Raw genomic sequence first — 20,005 nt, forward strand, 5'->3', positions numbered from 1 at the left:
ATACTTATACAAAAAAGCGGCTTCGGTTCCAAAAGAACGAAGCCGCTTTTGTATCGAAAACGGGGAAATTACGGTTGTTCCTTTGGCATTATGAAACTATGGGTACAAGAATCATCAGGGAGGTTAAAATGACGGCTAGCAGGGCCAGGCACAGTACCGTGTGCAGCAAGGCAAATGCCAGAATGACAAAAATGGACACCATCAGAATGGTGTCCATAATAATAGCGAATACATTGTGATTGCAAGAAGAAGCAAAATGCGCGCAGAAATCCTTGCCCTTCTCCCGCTGGACGGCGAAGGGCGCTTGCGGCATATTGTTCTGAGTCTGAAAACAGGCCATGCTGCTCATTTCAAACCCCTCCTCCTTGCAAGCGTACCAGAAGATACATGCAACCATTCTAAGAGAATGTGTAGGAAAAGTCAAGGCCTGTTCCGCACGAGAATCACAGAAGAAATGGGATTATTTTTCGAATTATTTGGGGATATTCACGAAAAATCGAAGCTGTTGCCAGGGGGTCCGGTCCTGGAATGCCGGTAAAGGAGGAAAAGGCGGGTAAAACCCGGGAACATGCGGGGATCAGGAGAGCGCCTGCGGCCACATTTTGCAAAATTCTGGTTTGGGACGTGCATAGAGGGACGGAGAGCCCCCGACGGTCACCGAGGAGCAGCCGGGTGCATACACTGAAATGGGATTGGGAGGCGGCCGGCCCCTCCCAGCCCAGCCCCGGCGCTTGCGGGGCAGAAAACCGGCCGGGAAAGGAGAGAAAACCACTGTTGCAGAAACACCCGCGGGATTCCAGGACCAAAAAGCCGATGGCGAGTATTTATCTGGTGGATCGGTGCCTGCTGCTGTTCATGCTTGTGCTGCTGGTCCAGTCGGCCTGCAGCCTCTTCCTGCAGAGTGAGGGGGCAGGTGAAAGCGGCAGCATCGATATTATCGTGCGCACCTCCCTGGCTGCCATTTTTGGCTATTTCCTCAGCGGGAACTTTAACCGCCGCACGGCAGCCCCCGGGACCGGTCAGACCAGCCTGCCCCAGCAGGAGGTGGCATCCTGGACGGGAGAGGGGCCGGTGGCGCAGATTGGGTTTCAGGCCTCGGATGGCGGGGAGGAAACGCTCCAAAGAGCGGAGACTCCGTCCGTTTCCCCTCCCAGCGAAGGGGACACCGGGGACAGTCTGCAGATTCTAACTGCAGCGGGTATCGGTCTGTTCAGCCTTATTGTTCTGCTGCTGCTGCGCTGGAAGGGAATGCCGGAGGACCCAGCTGCTACCGCCACCGCGGCGCAGTTCCGGGATTTTGTGTCCGGCTGTGTGGGATTTTTAATTGGCAGCCCCACACGGAAGGACGATTCCGTTTAACCATGATCGTTTAGGAGGAGATTGTTATGGCCGATATGAAGCAGGATCTGCTCAGCCTGAATTATAGTACCGGGTTTGAGCTGCAGGGGATGCAGGAGGCGGACATTAACCTGAGTCTGGCGCCTGCCCTGCCGCCCGCTGCCACAGTGTTTGGCACCGTCACAGACGGCACCAAACCGCTGCCCAATGCCACCGTCAAGCTCTTTGACAGCATGGGTGTACCCTTCCGACACACGCTGACCGATGGGGAGGGCACCTATTCCTTCAGTGATGTGCCCGCGGGCACCTACAGCCTGGGTGCCGTATTGCCCGGCTACTCCATGAGTGCCGCAGTGAGCGTCACCCTGACGGAGGGCAGCAGTGTTCAGGCCGGACTGGTATGCACCGCGGATACCACACTGGCTCTGGGGGCCATTGCCGGTGTGCTCACCACCGTGACGGCAGAGGGTACTGTGCCTCTGTCGGGGGCAAAAATTACCCTTCGGGATTCCGCAGGTGAGGTGGTAGCCACCACCTACACCGCCGGTGACGGTGAGTTCCTGTTCTACGATGTGGCCGACGGTGCCTACTCCCTGCTGGCCACGGCGGATGGTTATCTCACAGGCGGACCCACGGCCGTTACCATTGCAAACGGGGCCATTGCCAACGTCACCATGTCCATGGAAGTGGATGCCCGGACCTACAACGGAACGGTCAGCGGTGTGATCCGCAATGCCGGCGGGGCCGCTGTGGCCGGATGCTTTGTGGGCCTGTATCGGATTACCAAAGCAGGGGAAACCAAGGTAGAGACCCTGGTGGCCACTACGAAGACCAATGGAGAGGGAAAGTATCTGTTCGGCGGAGTCACCGGCGGCCAGTATATGGTAAAGGCGAAACTGGAGCGGTAAGTGCCAGCTTGACCCAGTCTGCCCCCTTTTGCCTCTGCACGGGGGAGGAGGCGGACTGCAGACTGCGGGGTGTTCCCGACCAGTTTTTCTGTGTCCTGCGCGTGGAGGTAACGGGTATTCAAGATACAGATTGCCTGTTTCTGCAGCCACAATGCGGATATAGCTGTTGGGGACGAATCCCCCGCAGTACCGGGAAGGCGGTATTTGCCTTTCTGAACGCCGGAGAGTACCGGCTGACGCTGTGCCGATGCGGACGAAGTCTGTGCCGCCTGTTGGTGCGGCTTGTACCGGGAAGCCGTGTGGATGTGTGGTTGGATCCAGAGCACCGCAGCTATGCGTGGCGGCAGGCGCGCAGCCTGTGCCATGTCGGCTGAACGGGCTGCCGTCCGCATTTCGGTGGAATCGGATAAAAACGGAGAGGGCGGCGGAGTTCCAGGAAATCGTTCCGGAGCTCCGCCGCCCTTTGCAGCAGAAAAAACGTGTTATTCAGTGGGAGCGGCTCATGGCAAAGCCCAGTGCGCCGCCGCACAGCCCGCCCACCACGTGAGTCAGCTGGGACACATCGTCCTGGGCGGTCACTGCGGTGACCACCTCGCCGCCCAGGTAGAGCACTGCCACCAGAATCAGGGTAAGGGGGATGGCACCATTGCGCATTCCCGCCAGGGAGGAGAGCACGATCATCATGAATACGATGCCGCTGGCCCCCAGCAGGGCAACGCCGGGAAAGAAGAGAAACTGCACTAGTCCGGAGACCAGGGCGGTAATCAGGATGCAGGACAAAAGCCGTTTGGAGCCGTACTTCTCCTCCAAAGGAGGCCCAACTACCAGCAGAAGCATCATGTTGCCCATATAATGGGCGTAACCGGAGTGCCCCAGCACATGTCCCACCATACGCACATAGGTCAGCGGGTCAGAGAGAGGGGCTCGGTAGACGCAGAAGAGGTGCATGGTGGTCCAGCCGTTGGTGAGGACATCCAGCCCCAACACCCCCAGGGAGATCAGCGCGAAGGTGAGCACCACGGGGGAGTTGTACTGAATCCGAAGACGCATCAGTGGTTGAGCACCCGTACCCGGATGACGCCGTCAATGGCCCGCAGCTCGCCGGCCACCTGATCGGTGATGCGGGTGTTCACGTCCACGATGGTGTAGGCGTAGTCCTTCTTGGACTTGTTGGTCATGTTCTCCACGTTGATGCCGTCGTCAGACAGGGTGGTCATGATTTTGGTCAGCATGGCGGGGACGTTGCGGTGGATGAGGCACAGGCGGGAGATGCCGCTCCAGTCCTGGGCTACGTTGGGCATGTTGACGGAATTGATAATGTTGCCGTTGACCAGGTAGTCCTGCAGCTGGCGGACGGCCATGACGGCGCAGTTCTCCTCGCTCTCGGGGGTGGAGGCGCCCAGGTGGGGCAGGGCGATGACGTGGGGGATGCAGGCGATCTTCTCATTGGGGAAGTCGGTGACGTAGCGGGCCACACGGCCGGACTCCAGAGCGGCGATCATATCGTCATCGTTGACCAGCTCGCCCCGGGCCAGATTCAGCACCCGCACCTGGCCCTTCATCTTGGAGATGGCCTCAGCGTTGATGAAGTCCTTGGTGGAGCTGTTGTAGGGAACGTGGATGGTGACGTAGTCGGCCACCTTGTAGAGCTCGTTGACGTCGTGGACCACGTGGACGTGGCGGTCCAGACGGAGAGCGGCGTCCACGGACAGGAAGGGGTCAAAGCCGTAGACATCCATGCCCAGCTCCAGGGCGGCGTTGCACACCAGAGCGCCGATAGCACCCAGGCCGATGACGCCCACCGTCTTGCGGTAGAGCTCGGGGCCGGCGAAGGCGGACTTGCCCTTCTCCACGGCGGGGGCCAGGTCTACGTTGGGGGTGTGGGCCTGCTCCTGCACCCACTCAGCGCCGCCCAGAATGTCACGGGAGGCGATGAGCATGGCGGCCAGGACCAGCTCCTTCACGGCGTTGGCGTTGGCACCGGGGGTGTTGAAGACCACGATGCCGCTTTCCGAGCAGCGGTCAATGGGGATGTTGTTGGTGCCGGCGCCGGCCCGGGCGATGGCCCGCAGGGCGTCAGGGAAGACATAGTCATGCATGGGGGCGGAGCGCACCAGGATACCGTCCTCATTTTCTACCTCGTCGCTGACCTGAAAGCGGCTCTTGTCCAGATGGGCCAGGCCGGCGGCGGAAATTTTATTCATGGTTTTGATGCGGTACATAATAATTCCCTCTTTAAACTCAAAACTCATCTGCAGGATCTGCAGGTTATGGAAGCCCGGCGACGGAGCGCGGGGGCAAATCAGTTGTTTTTGTCAAAGGCGCGGATGAAGTCACACAGCTTCTCCACACCCTCCACGGGCATCGCATTGTCGTCGACGCAAAGTCCGCTTTGTCCGAAACACCCTGGCGGGTATTCCGGACTGCGCTCCCTTGCGTCTCCTCTCCCCATGTGACCCGCTTCGCTGGGCTCACATGGGGGAAACGTCAGTTGGCCTTATCAAATGCCTTGATGAAGTCACACAGCTTCTCAACGCCCTCCACAGGCATGGCGTTGTAGATAGAAGCCCGCATGCCGCCGGTCTTCCGGTGGCCCTTCAGGTTGACGAATCCGGCCTGGGTGGCCTCCGCGATAAACTTGGCGTCCAGCTCCTCGTTGCCGGTGCGGAAGGTGACGTTCATGCCGGAGCGGGAGCCGGGCTCGGCGTGGCAGTGGAACAGGCGGGAATTGTCGATGGTGTCGTACAGCATGGAGGAGCGCAGCTTTTTCAGCTTTTCCATGCCTTCCACGCCGCCCTGCTCCTCCACCCAGTCCAGGTTGAGGCCCAGCATGTAGATGCACCAGCAGGGAGGAGTATTGTACATGGAGTCCTTGTCGATCATGGTCTTGTAGTTCATCATGAGGGGGGTGTAGGGCAGCTCGTGGCCGGCCAGATCCTCCCGGATGATGACCACCGTCAGGCCGGCGGGGGCCATGTTCTTCTGGGCTCCGGCGTAGATGATGCCGAACTTGGACACATCCACGGGCATGGACAGAATGTCGGAGGACATGTCGCACACCAGGGGCACATCGCCCGTCTCGGGGATGTACTGCCACTCGGTGCCGTAGATGGTGTTGTTGGCGCAGTAATAGAAGTAGCTGGCCTGGAGATCCAGCTTCAGCTGGTCCTGGGCGGGGATGTAGGAGTGGTTGCGGTCCTCAGAGGAGGCGACCAGGTTGATCTGGCCGAATTTGCAAGCCTCCTTATAGGCCAGGTTGGAGAAATTACCCGTTACCGCATAGTCGGCCTTTCCGGTCTTGCCGATGAGGTTGAGGGGAATCATAGAGAACTGGCCGGAGGCGCCGGTCTGAAGGAGAAGAATCTTATAGCCCTCAGGGACACGCATAATCCGGCGCAGCTTATCCTGGGTCTCCTGGAAGATCTGAAGAAAGACCTTTGAGCGGTGACTCATCTCCATCACTGACATGCCGGAGCCCCGGTAGTTGGTGATTTCTGACCCGGCACGCTCCAGAACAGGCAGAGGGAGCATGGAAGGGCCGGCGGAGAAGTTGTAAACACGCTGGTCGCTCATTTGGGAGAACCCCTTTCAAACAAAAAATTGCCCCGCTCCAGAATGGACCGGGGCATTCTCTAATTATAGTGTTGGCAAAATGAAGTGTCAATCCTCAGTTTCTCCAGATTATCCCACTAAAACGGTAAAATCCACCTGGACCCGGTGGGGACCACTGCCTTCCGCGACCAGCGCGGAGGAGCCGTAGCTTTGATATCCCTGGAGAGCAGGCTGATAACTCACCTGCATCCCGTCCTGGGACCAGGAGAGAGGCTCGGCCGGGTGCTCCTCCAGCTGAGTAATCAGGTTTACCAGCTCGTCCCGGGACAGACCGGGGCGGCCGTAGAGAAAGCTCCACAGTGTCTTGGTGAGTACCTGGGTGGGAAGAGCGGCGGTGGTACCGACGCTGTCTTCAAAGCGATAGGCGCAGGACACGGCGGTGAGGACTCCTTCTTCCTGGGTAAACTCCAGTTCCACCGGAGCACTGTCAAAAAGGGAGATGGAGATAACGTTGGAAGAGTTCTGAGACTCCTGGAAGGTGCCGTCCGGGGTGAGCTGGTTGATGGGCGTTCCAGGCCAGGACAGAAAACGGCTGAACTGATTGTAGTTTTGGACAAACTGCTCCGTCGTCAGCCCTTCCCCCTGATACCGGGGGGACATGGCCCAGATATGCAGGAGACCGGGTAGCAGCAGAATGGCGGCAACCAGCGCCGCTGCACCCCCCAGACGCACATAGCTGAAGGGGCGGCTCCAATACCGACTGCCCGGGCGGTTCCCGTCGGTGTAGCGCTCGTTCCAGTCTGTCTCCCAGTACAGGCTCCGGCCCTTGACGACCCGCCAGAAGGAGTAGGCCATAAGCCCCAGGGATACCAGGGAGAGAAGGGGAATTTGAATCCCCAGCCCCCAGAAGCCCGTACCCACGGCCATGGCCAGGAAGGTGCGCCGGAGAGCGTCCAGATAGCCTAGGGGGCTTCCGTCGCGCTGGGTGAGACGCAGACCGAACAGGGCCTTGCCCGGCGTGGCACCCCAGAAGTGGATGCACAAAGGCTCCAGCACCAGCATCAGCCCCATGGCAGCCAGCAGGTCCAGGATCTCCACCGGCCCCTCATGATGGGAGAGGTTCACCCGGAAAACCACCTGCAAAAAGGCGCGGCAGAGGAAGAGATACAGGGCCAGGTCCAAAGTCCGGGCCAGAAAGCGCCGCCAGGGGGAGGGGGGCGCGGCGGTGTCCTTTTCCCAGGGGGCTTGAATGGGCGCGGGAATGGAGACAGAGGAGGATGCGCGCTGCAGATATCGGTTCGCGTCCAGACTCTGGAAGCGGACGCTGTCATGGAGCATAGCCCGGCACAGCTCCACCGTCTCTTCCAGGGCACCCCGGGTCTGCTCCAACTCAGCGAGCCGCCGGGTGAGGGCGGCGGACAGCTCCTCCTCACCCTTCTGACAGGCGCGAATGTCCTCCAGGGAAAAGCCAAGCTGCCGCAGCAGCTTGATTTTCAACAGGGTGTCCACGTCGCTCTGCGTGAAATTGCGATAGCCGTTCTCTCCCCGCTCTGGGTGGAGAAAACCCTCCGATTCATAATAGCGGATGTTGGCCCGGGGCAGTCCGGTGGCAGCTTCGATTTCCTTAATGGTCATAAAAGGGCCCCCTTTCCAAAGGATCCTAGGCTCAGTGTAAGGGGTAAAGTGACTGCACAGTCAAGAGAAATTTGAATATTTTTAATTTTATCATAAATGTGAGGGGAGAAAAAGACAAGAAAAAACCGCCCGGCAAAGCCAGACGGAAGCGTGTGTGGGGACAGATCAGCGCAGCACCCACTGGAGCATCAGCAGCAGCCCAAAGCCCGGCACACCCAGCAGACCAAGCACCAGGGCGTTGACCAGGTTGACGCCCAGAGACACTCCAATCGCCTGCCCCACCTGGGAAAAGAGGGCCAGGGCGGCCAGTCCCACGGAGGAGCGCACAATGAGCCGCACCAGCTGCACCAGGGGCCAGCGCAGCAGAAACAGGGCTGCGCACAGCAAAAGACCGGCCAGCGCCCAGGCCGCATAGTCAGGCAATAGATTCATGAATCCGCCTCCAGTTCCTTCACCCGGCGCAGCAGGTAATTGTACCGGGCCTGGAGAGAATTGATTTCAAAGACATAGGATTCAATGAGGTCGCTGTCGCTGACGCTGTTGAAGCTGCCATAGGCCTGGCTGATGAGGCCACGGGTCTGGGCCAGGGCGGCCATCAGCTCCCGGCGTTCGGCCTCGCGGGGGCCGGGGGAGCGGCGTGGGAAAAAGATGCGGGCGGATTCTGGCATAGTCGTGGCTCCTTTCGCGGCTGTTTTTCTGCAACCATTGTATGGTTAGTTTGGACAAATATTCCAGCCTTTAAACAGGAATAGAACCAGTGCAGCGGGACAAACTACCCTCGGACGGCAAGAGAAGGTTTCATCCATACGCGAAAGGCACAACCCCTTTGGCGAAAGGCGGAGCGGGGACAATCCCCCTCTAAGCCGGTGCCGGGGTACAGCTGGCCGGAAGCGATGCAGCGGAAGGACGCAGCAAGGTCCGCCTATGCAGGGATGGAGCCCGGACAGGGAAGCAGCGCTTTCGAACGGGAAAGGCTTTCCGGCCCAGCTGTCCAAGGCAAGGGCACTTGTGCCCTTTGGGTTTACGCACCCACGCAAACGGGCCGCCCCATCTGGGGCGGCCCGTTGTGTTATTTATGGAAGTTTACTTTTCCACAACTAGCTGTTCATACTGACGCAGAACGGTGGCAACCTCGGCGCGGGTTGCGGTGCCTCTGGGGTTCAGGATTCCGCCGTCGCCGCCGGAGAACAGTCCCTGTCCCACAGCCCAGTTGAGAGCGTGCTCGGCCCAGGGGGAGATGGAGCTTCGATCAGAGAAACCGGACAGGTGATCGATGGGGTCGGTCTCCCGGATGCCGGCCAGGTTATAGAGCATCAGAGCCAGCTGTTCCCGGGTGATGGCGCCGTTGGGGTCGCTGCCGTCGGAGATGCCCTCCTGGGCCACCCAGCTCTGAGCGCCGCTGTACCAGTACTCGCCGGGGGTGAGGGTGGCTCCCTCCACATTGGCCAGCACCACCCACAGCATGGAGCGGGTCATGGCGCTGTTGGGGGAAAAGCTGTCTTTGCCGGTTCCGGAGAAGAGACCGTTCTCCAGAGCATATTCCACCGAGCTGTAGTACCAGGCATTGAAGGGAACGTCGGAGGGAACGATCACGGAATCAAACAGCTGCAGGTAATAGGAAAGGGAGTACTCCTCCTTAGTGGTGGGAGAGACATAGTGGAGGGTCACAAAGTACAGCATGGAATCCAGATTGGGCGTGGTGCTGCCCAGACCCAGATACTGGCTGCTGCCGGAAGATACCCGCTCCTGGAGAATGGCCTGAGCCCGCTCACGGAGAGTCTGGGCGGAGAGCAGGTAGATCTGGCCATTGGACAGGGGGTGGTCGGTGCCGTTCCAGGCCTCCAGGGTTCCAGCGGAGGTCATGCTGTCGCATACGGGAGCGGACTCGCCATCCAACATCTCGTAGGTGCCGTCGCCGTTCAGGTCGCTGAGGTAGTCCACCTCTACCCACACGCCCTCGGTACGGGGCTGGATATAAAAGGTGGCGTCCCCTGCCACCCGGTTAATCTGGCAGGAGTAGCGCACGGAATCGTCAGAAACAAAGGCTCCTGAGCCGTTGCGCCGGTACAAAACCACGTTGAGGGACTTTTCGGGGAAATCTGCAGTGTCGGCGTCAATGAGGAACGAGGCAAAGCTGTCCGCCGCAGCCTCCACGGCGTGGGCCGGGAGAGCCAGAGTGACGGCCAAAGCCAGGCTCAGAGCCAGACAAAACCATCGTTTTAAGGGTGTCATGTTTGTCTCCTTTCGCTGGACGTTCATGAATACGCAGGCTATTATACTAAAAAAACGAGGAAATGGCAAGGGAAAGCGGTCATATTCCGCGAATTGGACAAATGTGGCGGCAGAATGGAATGTAAACTAAAAAAATTAAAGGTTGACAATTGAAGAAAAGGATTGTAAACTATACATCAGAAAAAGGTTTACGTCTGAGACGGAGCCCTGTCATGCAAAGGAGCGACAGCAATGGAAACCAAAACAAAATCCCGTACCTATATGATGGCTATGGTGGCTGTGATGACGGCCGTCACCTGTGTGCTGGCCCCCATGTCCATCGCCATTGGGGCGGTCCCCATCACGCTGACCAACTTGGTGGTGTACTTTTCCCTGTATCTGCTGGGGTGGAAGCGGGGAAGTCTCAGCGTGCTGGTCTATATTTTAATTGGTATGATGGGACTGCCGGTCTTTTCCGGATTCTCCGGCGGACTGGGCAAGCTGGCCGGGCCCACAGGAGGGTATATTCTGGGCTTTTTGGTCATTGCCTTGGTTTCGGGCTGGGTGATCGACCACACCCGGAGCCGGGTGCTTCAGCTGGGCGGTATGATTGTGGGCACCGCCCTGTGCTACGCCCTGGGGACGGCCTGGTTCTGCTTTATCACCCGGAGCACCCTTCAGGCGGCCTTGTGGACCTGCGTGATTCCTTTTATTCCCTTTGACCTTGGAAAAATGGTGGCCGCCATGGTGGTGGGCCCTGTGCTTCGGGAACGGCTGGTCCAGGCGGGACTGCTGGAACAGGTCAGTGCGGCTTCCCGCAGCGAACTGTGAGAAAGGCTTACATCACGGAAACCATCCGGCTGAAAATGAAAGCGCCGGGCTGAGCGCGTCATGCGCTTGGCCTGGCGCTCTCTTTCTCTGCTCTTGTTTTTTCGCCCTCTGCTCTTTATAATAAGGGGCGGAAAACAAAGTAACCGGCAGCGGGAAAAATTTTTTTCTTTTCTGTGCAATAAAAGAAGGAACCCGCGCATTACTTGGATGACAGGAGAAATGGCACATGCTGATGCTATTGACCGCGCAGACAACACAGCAACACGGCGTGGAGGAACGAAGGGAACTGGACGAGCTGCTTTCGGGGGTGGCTGCCGGGAACCGGGAGGCTCTGGCCCAGCTGTACCGCCGCACCCGTACGGCGGTTTACGGACTGGCCTTGTCCTATGTCAAAAACGCCCACGATGCTCAGGATGTGACCCAGGATACCTTTGTTCGGGTGTGGGACAGCGCATACCAGTATAAGCCCCAGGGCTCGCCCATGGGGTGGCTGCTGGCGGTGGCCCGGAGCCTGGCGCTGATGAAGCTGCGCCAGAGTTCCCGGCAGGAACAGCTGGAAGACGAGGAATGGGACGCCATTCCCGCGGACAGCCCCTCTGTCACCCCGGAGGACCGGCAGGTCCTGCAGCAGGCCATGGCCGCCCTCACGGACGAGGAGCGGCAGGTGGTGATGCTCCACGCAGTCACCGGCCTGAAGCACCGGGAAATCGCCCATTTGCTGGAGATGCCTCTGGCTACCGTCCTGTCCAAGTATCATCGCGCACTGAAAAAATTACGAGTCCAGCTGGAAGGAGATGACCCTCGATGAACGACAAGGAGCTGGAGCGGCGCCTGGAGCAGGCAGTGTCCCATGCCGCGCCCAATGACTTAGAGGGAATCCTTGCCCGCTGTGAGACACAGAAAGGAATTGTGATTCCCATGACGGAAAAGAATTCTTCCAAGCAGAGCACCGGCAAGAAAAAGTGGATGTCCCTGGCTGTGGCTGCCTGTCTGGCCCTGGTGGTGGTGGGCGGCGGAGCCGGCTATTATTACCAGAGCAACAACGCAGTGGCCTCGGTGGTCTCCCTGGACGTCAATCCCAGTGTGGAGCTGAAGGTCAACAAGAATGAGAAGGTCATCTCCGCCACGCCTCAGAACGAGGACGGCAAGGTAATTCTGGAAGGGCTGGATCTGAAGGGTGTGCCGGTGGATGTGGCAATGAACGCGGTCATCGGCTCTCTGCTCCAGCACGGCTATGTGGATGAGCTGGCCAACTCCATTCTCATCACCGTGGAGGACGATGACGTACAGCGGGGCGAGAAGCTCCAGCAGGAGCTCACCGCCCAGGCGGATGCCGCCCTGGCCAGCGCCCAGATCAACGGCGCCATCCTTTCCCAGACCCTCCAGTATAATGAGGAGCTGAGCCGGAAGGCCGAGGAATACGGCATTTCCGCCGGTAAGGCCGCCCTCATTCAGGCCATCGTGGAGGGCAGCAACAACACCAAGACCTTTGAAAGTCTGGTGGGTCTGACCGTCAATGAGCTGAACCTGCTCTACTCCGCCCAGAATACCACCGGTACCCAGGCGCAGGAGGGGAGCACCGTCATCGGCGGAGCCGACGGCCCCACGGAGATCCTGGTTTCCAACACCATCCAGACCTCGGGAACGGCCAGCCAGAGCGCCTACATCGGCGCAGATGCCGCCAAGAGCGCGGCGCTGAAGCACGCCGGTCTCTCCCCCAACCAGGTCACCTTCCTGAAGGCGGAGTTCGACTACGACGACGGCCGTATGATCTATGAGGTGGATTTCCACGCAAACAGCAAGAAGTATGAGTATGAGATTGACGCCTCCAACGGTCAGGTGGTGAAGTACGAGACGGAGGCCACTGGCACGGCTCCCAGCACCGGTTCTGCCAACACTTCCTCCTACATCGGAGAGAGCGCCGCTAAAACGGCCGCCCTCAGCCATGCAGGGGTGAAGGAGAGCGACACCACCTACTGCAACGCCTGGCTGGAGTACGACGACGGACGGGCCGAGTGCTACGAGGTGGAGTTCATGGTGGGCTCCAGCCGCTATGAGTATGAGATCGCCCTGACCAGCGGCAGCGTCATCAAGCACGAGGTCAAGACCTACTCCCAGCCCGCCTCCGGCGGCAGCACCACCGGAACTCAGGCCGGCAACGGCGGCGGCACCTCCTCCGACATCGGCAGTGAGGCGGCCAAGAGCGCGGCCCTGAAGGACGCGGGTGTCTCCGCTTCCTCTGCCACCGGCATGAAGGTGGAGCGGGACTGGGACGACGGCCGCCTGGAATACGAGATTGAGTTCTGGGTGGACAGCACCGAGTATGACTACACCGTGGACGGCACCACCGGCGCCATCCTGAAGCGGGACACCGAGCGCCACGGCAGCACCGGCAGCAGCACCTCCTCTGATATCGGCGGTGACAAGGCAAAAAGCATTGCCCTGAACCATGCCGGAGTCAGTGAGTCCAGCACCTCCGGGCTGAAGGTCCAGCAGGACTACGACGATGGCCGTCTGGAGTATGAGGTGGAGTTCAGGGCCAACGGCTTGGAGTATGAGTACACCATCCTGGCCTCCGACGGTACCATCCTCTCCCATGAGTCCGACCGGGACGACTGAGTTAAAATAAGGAAATAGAACCAAGCAAAACACCGGGCGGCGCAACAGGCGCCGCCCGGTGTTTTTTCATTTATGCTTTGGAATCGGAGTAGGGCAGTCCGGAGAGATACCGCCGGGCCAGGTCGAAGGCATGGCTGGCAGTCTGGATGCGCAGCCGCTCCCGCACGGGGCGGTTGCCCAGGGAGAGGGAGCGGACAAAGGAACCCTTCGGGGTGGCGATGCCCACAAACATGGTGCCCACTTCGTTGCCGCGGTCGTCCTTGTCCGGGCCGGCCACACCGGTGGAGGAGAGGGCGATGTCGCAGCCCAGCACCCGGCGGGCACCCTCCGCCATGGCCTGTGCCACCTGGGAGGAGACGGCGCCGTACTGGTCCAGCAGCTCCTGGGGCACCCCAAGAACGCCTGCCTTGATCTCGTTGGTGTAGGACACGATGCCGCCCTTGAACACCTTGGAGGCTCCGGGTACGTCGGTCAGCCGCTTGGCCATCAGGCCGCCGGTGCAGCTCTCGGCTACACCAAGGGTGAGCCCTTGCTCTCCCAGCAGCCGCTCCACAACCTCTTCCAGAGAGGACACGTCCACGCCGTAGACCTTGGAGCCGAAGAGAGCTTTTACCTGTTCCACCGTGGGCTGGAGCAGGGCCTGGGCCTCCTGGTCGGTGGGAGCCTTGGCGGTGACCCGCAGCTCGCACTCTCCCTCCTTGGCGTAGGGGGCCAGGGTGGGATTGGACATGGTGTTCATCTGCTCCCGCAGCTGGGCCTCCATGGAGGACTCCCCGATGCCGAAGAGCTTCAGCGTGTGGGAGGCAATCACGCCCTCGGACAGGCTGAGCAGATAGGGCTTGGCCCGGTACTGGAACATGGGGCGGCACTCGCTGGGGGGACCGGGGAGCATAATGACGTGGACCCCGTCGGCGAAGAAGGCGCAGCCGGGGGCGGTGCCCCAGTCGTTGTCCAGGATGGTGCAGCCCTCCGGGAGCATGGCCTGTTGCAGGTTGTTTTCCGTCATGGGCCGGCCGGTGCGGGTGAAGTAGCTGCGGATGCGCTGGGCGGAGGGCTCGTCAAAAACCAGCTTCTTGCCAAAGGCCTCGGCCAGTACGTTTTTGGTCAGATCGTCGCAGGTGGGACCGAGACCGCCGGTGGTAATAATAATGTCAGCCCGCTCCTTGGCAATGGCCACGGCCTGGCGGGCACGCTGGGGGTTGTCGCCCACCACCGTATGGTAGTAGACATTCAGGCCCAGCTCGCTGAGCCCCTGGGAGAGAATTTGGGCGTCGGTGTTGGCAATATTTCCCAGCAGCAGCTCGGTGCCAACGGACAGAATTTCCACAGTGTGGGACATGGGAAGGACCTCCAAACTAAACTATCAGTCAAAGCGGTCCAGAACCGCGGTCTGGACCGGCATGTTTGCTTCCAGGGTAAGGGAAGAGCCGGGATAGCGGACCACGTCCGTCCGCAGGGCGAGGAAGCGGTCCAGGGGGGCGATGACGTCGTAGCCGAACCCCTCGCCCCGGTAGTGCATGGGCACCACCACCCGGGCCTGGAGCTGCCGGGCGATCTCATCGGCCTGGGCGGCGTCAATGGTGTAGTAGCCGCCCACCGGAATCAGGACGGCGTCCAGTCCCTGGAGGCACTCCAGCTGCTCCGGGGTGAGGGCGCAGCCCAGGTCGCCCAGGTGGGCCACCCGCAGCCCGTCGGCAGAAATCATATGAATGGTATTGGGTCCACGGAGGGCGCCCTGCTCCGGGTCATGGAAGGTGTTCAGACGTTCCACCTGGAACGAGGGGGCGCGGCCGCTGAGATGTACGTTGCTTCGGGCGTTGTGGTCGTGATGCTCGTGGCTGCACAGGACCAGATCGGCCTGAAGGGCCAGAGGGGGCAGCCCGGGCACCGAGCCGTCGGCATAGGGATCAAAGACCACGGTACCCTGACTGGTTTCCAGGGTGAAGCAGGAATGTCCGTGCCAGATCAGCTTCATAGAAAGACTCCTTTCCCGGTCAGATGGGCCGGAAATCTCATGTTTTTGGTGAATATGCATATTATAGCATGGGACTGGAGGGAAGAAAAGCCGACCGCAGCGGGAAATTTGGAAAAAAGACGAAGGCACACCGACAGCAAGGGAAGAATAAACCCTTTGACTGCGGGGGAGCAAGCAACAAAAGCTGCAGCAGCGCCCCGGGAAAAAGGTTTAAGTCAGTCACAACGCCGAAAAAACGGGGTTTAACTGCCACTCAGACATGAAAAATGCCAAAAAAAGGGACAGCAGATTGCCGTTTTGGCTTGTTTTATAATTTTTTTGCAATATTTCGACCATTTTATAGTTGAAATTCTTCCCGATTTGGAATACAATGATAGCCGCGCAAACAAGGAGGAACGGTCGTGCTGAACATTGTACTGGTGGAGCCGGAAATCCCTATGAATACCGGTAACATTGCCAGAACCTGTGCCGCAACGCGCAGTCGTCTGCATCTGGTCAAGCCCCTGGGCTTTGACATCAGCGACAAGGCGGTAAAGCGGGCGGGACTGGATTACTGGCCCATGGTGGATTTGCGGGTTTATGAGGGACTGGATGATTTCTTCACCCAGAATCCGGACCCGGATCTGTGGCTGGCCACCACCAAAGCCCCCCGGGACTATTCCCAGGTCCGGTTTCAGCCGGACTGCTGGCTGATGTTCGGCAAGGAGACGGCCGGTCTTCCGGAGCAGCTGCGCCGGCGCTATTTTGACCGGTGCATCCGAATCCCCATGCGGGCGGACGCCCGCAGTCTGAATCTGGCAAATTCCGTGGCCATTCTGACCTATGAGGCCCTGCGGCAGCAGGGGTTTCCGGAACTCTCCGGCGTGGGAGAGATGGGCGGAATCCAGCACCCATAGCAAAAGCCGTTTGTTCCCGCTTGAACCGATTTCACACAGAGAGGAGTTCGTAGAGTATGAACTATCATAAGAAAACCGTCAAGGACGTGGACGTCAAGGGCAAGAAGGTCCTGCTGCGCTGCGACTTCAACGTCCCCATGGCCAAGGACGGCAGCGGCGTGATCACCGATGACAAGCGCATCCGCGCGGCTCTGCCCACCATCCAGTATCTGCTGGACCAGGGCGCCGCGGTCATTGCCTGCTCCCACATGGGCAAGCCCAAGGGTGAGGTAAAGCCCGAACTGTCCCTGAAGCCGGTGGCTCAGCGTCTGAGCGAGTTGCTGGGCAAGGAGGTCATCATGGCTGAGGACGTGGTGGGCCCCGACGCTCAGGCCAAGGCCAAGGCTCTGCAGCCCGGCCAGATCATGCTGCTGGAGAACACCCGTTTTGAGCCCGGCGAGACCAAGAATGATCCCGCTCTGGCCAAGGCCATGGCTGATATGGCGGAGATCTACGTCTCCGATGCTTTCGGCGCCGTTCACCGCGCCCACGCTTCCACCGCCGGTGTGGCTGATTACCTGCCCGCCGTCAGCGGCTTCCTGATCCAGAAGGAGCTGGACTTCATCGGCGGCGCTCTGGCCAACCCCAAGCGTCCCCTGGTGGCCATCCTGGGCGGATCTAAGGTCTCCTCCAAGATCGGCGTCATCAACAACCTGCTGGAGATTGCCGATACCATTATCATCGGCGGCGGTATGGCCTATACCTTCTCTGCTGCTCAGGGCGGCAAGGTGGGCGACAGCCTGCTGGAGGCGGATTGGATGGACTACGCCAACGACATGGTGAAGAAGGCCCAGGAGAAGGGCGTGAAGCTGCTCCTGCCCGTGGACACCGTGTGCGGCGACAAGTTTGCTCCCGATGCCAACATCCAGATCGTCAAGACCGGTGAGATTCCCGACGGCTGGGAGGGCCTGGACATCGGTCCCGAGACCGTGAAGCTTTACTGCGATGCCGTGAAGGATGCCGGCACCGTCATTTGGAACGGCCCCATGGGCGTCTTTGAGTTCCCCGCCTTCGCCAAGGGCACCGAGGCTGTGGCCGAGGCCCTGAGCAAGACGGAGGCCATCACCATCATCGGCGGCGGCGACAGCGCGGCTGCCGTGCAGCAGCTGGGCTATGCCGACAAGATGACCCACATCTCCACCGGCGGCGGCGCCAGCCTGGAGTTTATGGAGGGCAAGGAGCTGCCCGGCGTGGCCTGCCTGCTGGACGCCTGATTGGATTTGAACGATCAATTTTGATACCCTGCTTGCGCCGGGACGATATGGACCGGCGCGGAGAATGAGAAATATAAACAAGTTTTAGGGAGAGATTAACAATGAACCGTCGCTATCGCAAGACCATCATCGCCGGCAACTGGAAGATGAACAACACCCTGTCCCAGACCAAGGCTTTTGCCGAGGAGCTCAAGCCCATCATGCCCAAGGGCAAGTGGTGCAGTGTGGTGCTGTGTGTGCCCGCCACCAACATCCAGTCCGCCGTGCGTCTCTTTAAGGACTGCCACATCGCCATCGGCGCCGAGACCTGCCACTACGAGGACCACGGCGCCTACACCGGCGAGATCACCGCTGAGATGATCAAGGAGGCCGGTGCCAAGTACGTGATCATCGGCCACTCTGAGCGCCGTCAGTACTACAACGAGACCGACTTCACCGTCAACAAGAAGGTCCACGCCGCCATCAACGCCGGCCTCATTCCCATCATCTGCGTGGGCGAGAGCCTGGAGCAGCGTGAGCTGGGCGTCACCATGGAGCTCATTGCCTATCAGGTGAAGTGCGCCCTGGCCAACGTGCCCGCTGAGAAGATGCGTCACATCGTCATCGCCTACGAGCCCCTGTGGGCCATCGGCACCGGCAAGACCGCCACTGCCGAGCAGGCCGGCGAGGTGTGCCAGGCCATCCGTACCGTCATCCGCAAGCTGTATGGTGCCCATGTGGCCCGCTCCGTCACCATCCAGTACGGTGGCTCCATGAACGCCAAGAACGCCGCTGAGCTGCTGGCTCAGCCCGACGTGGACGGCGGCCTCATCGGCGGCGCCAGCCTGAAGCCCGCGGACTTTGTCCAGATCATCAACGCCGCCAACCAGGAGTAAGAAGCGCGAAGGGCGGGCGCATAGGGGTGACAGACTCCGGAGCGGATGGGCAGAGCCCAGGGGCAGCCAAGGGCTGAACCGGGTCTGCCCGAAGTCGGAGGAGTTGTCAACCCGTCCATGCGCCCAGCCCACAGCGTGACAGCTAGAAGCGTGAAGGATAGACGCGCAGGGAGAGCTTGGAGCGGAGCAGCCGACACAAACCAAGGCGGACCATCGTCCGACTGTTTGTGTCGGAAGTCGCAGCGAAAGCGACCCGGCCGCGCGTCCAATCCACAGCGTGACAGCCTGAGGCGCGGAGAATATTCCGCAAATCCCTTTATTTTGTTTTGATAAGAAAGGGTTTCTATGAAGACACCAACCACTTTGATTATTATGGATGGCTTCGGCATGGCAGCGGATGCCCCTGGCAACGCTGTCGCCAATGCTCCTACCCCCAATCTGGATAAAATTTTTGCCGAGTGCCCCGGCTGCCGCCTGTCCGCCTCCGGACTGGACGTGGGCCTGCCCGAGGGCCAGATGGGCAACAGTGAGGTGGGCCACACCAACATCGGCGCCGGCCGTGTGGTGTTCCAGGACCTGCCCCACATCAGCCGCGACATTGACACCGGTGCGTTCTTTGAGAACCCCGCCTATGTGGAGGCTATGGCCAACTGCCGGGAGTGGGGCTCCGCCCTGCACCTGATGGGCCTTCTGTCCGACGGCGGTGTCCACAGCCATATCACCCACCTGTTTGCTCTGCTGAAGATGGCCAAGGACCAGGGCATTGAGAAGGTCTATGTCCACTGCTTCCTGGACGGCCGTGACGTGCCCCCCAGCTCCGGCAAGCACTATGTGGAGCAGCTGCAGGCCAAGATGCAGCAGCTGGGCGTGGGTAAGATTGCCACCGTTATGGGCCGCTACTACGCCATGGACCGGGACAAGCGCTGGGACCGTGTGCAGCGTGCCTATGACGCCATTGTCTGCGGCCAGGCCCCCTATGTGGAGGACGCGGCCCAGGCCGTGCAGGAGTCCTATGACAAGGGCGTGACCGACGAGTTTGTGGAGCCTGTGACCTGCCTGAAGAACGTGCAGGTTCAGGACAACGACTCTGTGATTTTCTTCAACTTCCGTCCTGACCGGGCCCGCGAGATCACCCGCTGCCTGGTGGATGAGGACCTGAAGGACATCAAGCGTCCCACCGGCTTTGTGCCCGTGTTCTTCGTGTGCACCACCGAGTATGATGCCACCATGCCCAACGTCACTGTGGCCTATCCCCGGCAGAAGCTGGAGAACATCTTTGGTGAGTATATCTCCAAGCTGGGCATGACCCAGCTGCGCATCGCCGAGACCGAGAAGTACGCCCATGTGACCTTCTTCTTCAACGGCGGCGTGGAGCAGGTGTTCCCCGGTGAGGACCGCTGCCTGATTCCTTCCCCCAAGGTGGCCACCTACGACCTGCAGCCTGAGATGTCCGCCTATGCCGTCACCGAGGAGGCGGTCAAGCGCATCCTCAGCGGCGCCTATGACGTCATCATCCTGAACTTTGCCAACTGCGACATGGTGGGTCATACCGGCGTGTATGAGGCGGCCTGCAAGGCTGTGACCACCGTGGACGAGTGCGTGGGCAAGGTGGTGGAGGCCACCTCCAAGATGGGCGGCGTGTCCCTCATCACCGCCGACCACGGCAACGCCGAGCGCATGGTGGACACCGACGGTGAGCCCTTCACCGCCCACACCACCAACCTGGTGCCCTTCTATATTGTGGGCGCCAACGTCAAGCTGCGGGACGGCCGTCTGGCTGACATTGCCCCCACCATGCTGGATCTGATGGGCATTGAGAAGCCCGCCGAGATGGATGGCCAGACCCTGATTACCAACTGATTTGCGTTCTGGTACGGCTTCGCGGATGCGCACCGTGCAGACCATATACCCC

19 protein-coding genes are annotated in these 20,005 nt (G+C 60.1%); 9 read left to right on the top strand and 10 right to left on the bottom strand.

The window, feature by feature from the left end:
- Positions 1 to 88: 88 nt before the first annotated feature.
- A complete protein-coding gene (locus DWX58_RS01765) occupies positions 89 to 349 on the bottom strand; it encodes a hypothetical protein (RefSeq protein WP_118641268.1) in 261 nt (86 codons plus the stop codon).
- 464 nt (positions 350 to 813) lie between these two features.
- Here DWX58_RS01765 and DWX58_RS01770 point away from each other — a divergent pair, with 464 nt between their 5' ends.
- Positions 814 to 1,359, top strand: a complete 546-nt coding sequence (locus tag DWX58_RS01770; protein WP_118641502.1) for a hypothetical protein — start codon at positions 814 to 816, stop codon at positions 1,357 to 1,359.
- Between the two features lie 26 nt (positions 1,360 to 1,385).
- A complete protein-coding gene (locus DWX58_RS01775) occupies positions 1,386 to 2,246 on the top strand; it encodes a carboxypeptidase regulatory-like domain-containing protein (protein WP_118641270.1) in 861 nt (286 codons plus the stop codon).
- Positions 2,247 to 2,732: 486 nt separating this feature from the next.
- Here DWX58_RS01775 and DWX58_RS01780 read toward each other — a convergent pair whose 3' ends face one another.
- The 7 genes from DWX58_RS01780 to DWX58_RS01810 form a co-directional block, all read right to left on the bottom strand.
- Positions 2,733 to 3,296, bottom strand: a complete 564-nt coding sequence (locus tag DWX58_RS01780; RefSeq protein WP_118641272.1) for a rhomboid family intramembrane serine protease — start codon at positions 3,294 to 3,296, stop codon at positions 2,733 to 2,735.
- Entirely contained in the window at positions 3,296 to 4,468 is a 1,173-nt protein-coding gene (locus DWX58_RS01785; protein ID WP_118641274.1) for a phosphoglycerate dehydrogenase, read from the bottom strand. The genes DWX58_RS01780 and DWX58_RS01785 overlap by 1 nt, the downstream gene beginning before the upstream one ends.
- Positions 4,469 to 4,733: 265 nt before the next feature.
- On the bottom strand, positions 4,734 to 5,819 hold the full coding sequence (gene serC / locus DWX58_RS01790) for a 3-phosphoserine/phosphohydroxythreonine transaminase (protein ID WP_118641276.1): 1,086 nt from the start codon (positions 5,817 to 5,819) through the stop codon (positions 4,734 to 4,736).
- 108 nt (positions 5,820 to 5,927) lie between these two features.
- Positions 5,928 to 7,433: a MerR family transcriptional regulator gene (locus DWX58_RS01795; protein ID WP_118641278.1), complete on the bottom strand. Its 1,506-nt coding sequence runs from the start codon at positions 7,431 to 7,433 to the stop codon at positions 5,928 to 5,930.
- Between the two features lie 165 nt (positions 7,434 to 7,598).
- Positions 7,599 to 7,865, bottom strand: coding sequence for a pro-sigmaK processing inhibitor BofA family protein (locus tag DWX58_RS01800; protein WP_118641280.1), 267 nt, complete (start codon positions 7,863 to 7,865; stop codon positions 7,599 to 7,601).
- Entirely contained in the window at positions 7,862 to 8,101 is a 240-nt protein-coding gene (locus DWX58_RS01805) for a YaaL family protein (protein ID WP_118641282.1), read from the bottom strand. Before DWX58_RS01805 ends, DWX58_RS01800 begins: the two co-directional genes overlap by 4 nt.
- A gap of 415 nt (positions 8,102 to 8,516) precedes the next feature.
- Positions 8,517 to 9,665 carry an S-layer homology domain-containing protein gene (locus DWX58_RS01810; RefSeq protein ID WP_158579186.1) on the bottom strand — a complete coding sequence of 383 codons (1,149 nt, stop codon included), beginning with the start codon at positions 9,663 to 9,665 and terminating at the stop codon, positions 8,517 to 8,519.
- Positions 9,666 to 9,896: 231 nt separating this feature from the next.
- Here DWX58_RS01810 and DWX58_RS01815 point away from each other — a divergent pair, with 231 nt between their 5' ends.
- From DWX58_RS01815 to DWX58_RS01825, 3 genes are all read left to right on the top strand, one after another.
- Positions 9,897 to 10,475: a biotin transporter BioY gene (locus DWX58_RS01815; protein WP_118641286.1), complete on the top strand. Its 579-nt coding sequence runs from the start codon at positions 9,897 to 9,899 to the stop codon at positions 10,473 to 10,475.
- A gap of 226 nt (positions 10,476 to 10,701) precedes the next feature.
- On the top strand, positions 10,702 to 11,283 hold the full coding sequence (locus tag DWX58_RS01820; RefSeq protein ID WP_243093213.1) for an RNA polymerase sigma factor: 582 nt from the start codon (positions 10,702 to 10,704) through the stop codon (positions 11,281 to 11,283).
- Entirely contained in the window at positions 11,280 to 13,094 is a 1,815-nt protein-coding gene (locus tag DWX58_RS01825) for a PepSY domain-containing protein (RefSeq protein ID WP_158579187.1), read from the top strand. The genes DWX58_RS01820 and DWX58_RS01825 overlap by 4 nt, the downstream gene beginning before the upstream one ends.
- A 70-nt stretch (positions 13,095 to 13,164) precedes the next feature.
- On the opposite strand, the gene DWX58_RS01830 is transcribed toward DWX58_RS01825, so the two are convergent.
- Together DWX58_RS01830 and DWX58_RS01835 are read right to left on the bottom strand one after the other, a co-directional pair.
- Positions 13,165 to 14,433 carry a competence/damage-inducible protein A gene (locus DWX58_RS01830; protein ID WP_118641288.1) on the bottom strand — a complete coding sequence of 423 codons (1,269 nt, stop codon included), beginning with the start codon at positions 14,431 to 14,433 and terminating at the stop codon, positions 13,165 to 13,167.
- A 24-nt stretch (positions 14,434 to 14,457) separates the two neighbouring features.
- Positions 14,458 to 15,069 (bottom strand): MBL fold metallo-hydrolase, encoded by a 612-nt coding sequence (locus tag DWX58_RS01835; protein WP_118641290.1) that lies wholly within the window; start codon positions 15,067 to 15,069, stop codon positions 14,458 to 14,460.
- Between the two features lie 401 nt (positions 15,070 to 15,470).
- Between DWX58_RS01835 and DWX58_RS01840 the strand changes: the two genes are divergently transcribed.
- The 4 genes from DWX58_RS01840 (at position 15,471) to gpmI (ending at position 19,953) form a co-directional block, all read left to right on the top strand.
- Positions 15,471 to 15,965, top strand: coding sequence for a tRNA (cytidine(34)-2'-O)-methyltransferase (locus tag DWX58_RS01840; protein ID WP_118641292.1), 495 nt, complete (start codon positions 15,471 to 15,473; stop codon positions 15,963 to 15,965).
- A 56-nt stretch (positions 15,966 to 16,021) separates the two neighbouring features.
- A complete protein-coding gene (locus DWX58_RS01845) occupies positions 16,022 to 17,218 on the top strand; it encodes a phosphoglycerate kinase (protein WP_118641294.1) in 1,197 nt (398 codons plus the stop codon).
- A gap of 101 nt (positions 17,219 to 17,319) precedes the next feature.
- A complete protein-coding gene (gene tpiA, locus DWX58_RS01850) occupies positions 17,320 to 18,093 on the top strand; it encodes a triose-phosphate isomerase (RefSeq protein WP_118641296.1) in 774 nt (257 codons plus the stop codon).
- Between the two features lie 345 nt (positions 18,094 to 18,438).
- The gene (gene gpmI / locus DWX58_RS01855) at positions 18,439 to 19,953 is read left to right on the top strand and encodes a 2,3-bisphosphoglycerate-independent phosphoglycerate mutase (RefSeq protein ID WP_118641298.1); all 1,515 of its coding nucleotides are present in this window, start codon (positions 18,439 to 18,441) and stop codon (positions 19,951 to 19,953) included.
- Positions 19,954 to 20,005 lie beyond the last annotated feature (52 nt).

Source organism: Pseudoflavonifractor sp. AF19-9AC (genome assembly GCF_003478995.1).
Classification (GTDB): Bacteria; Bacillota; Clostridia; order Oscillospirales; family Oscillospiraceae; genus Lawsonibacter.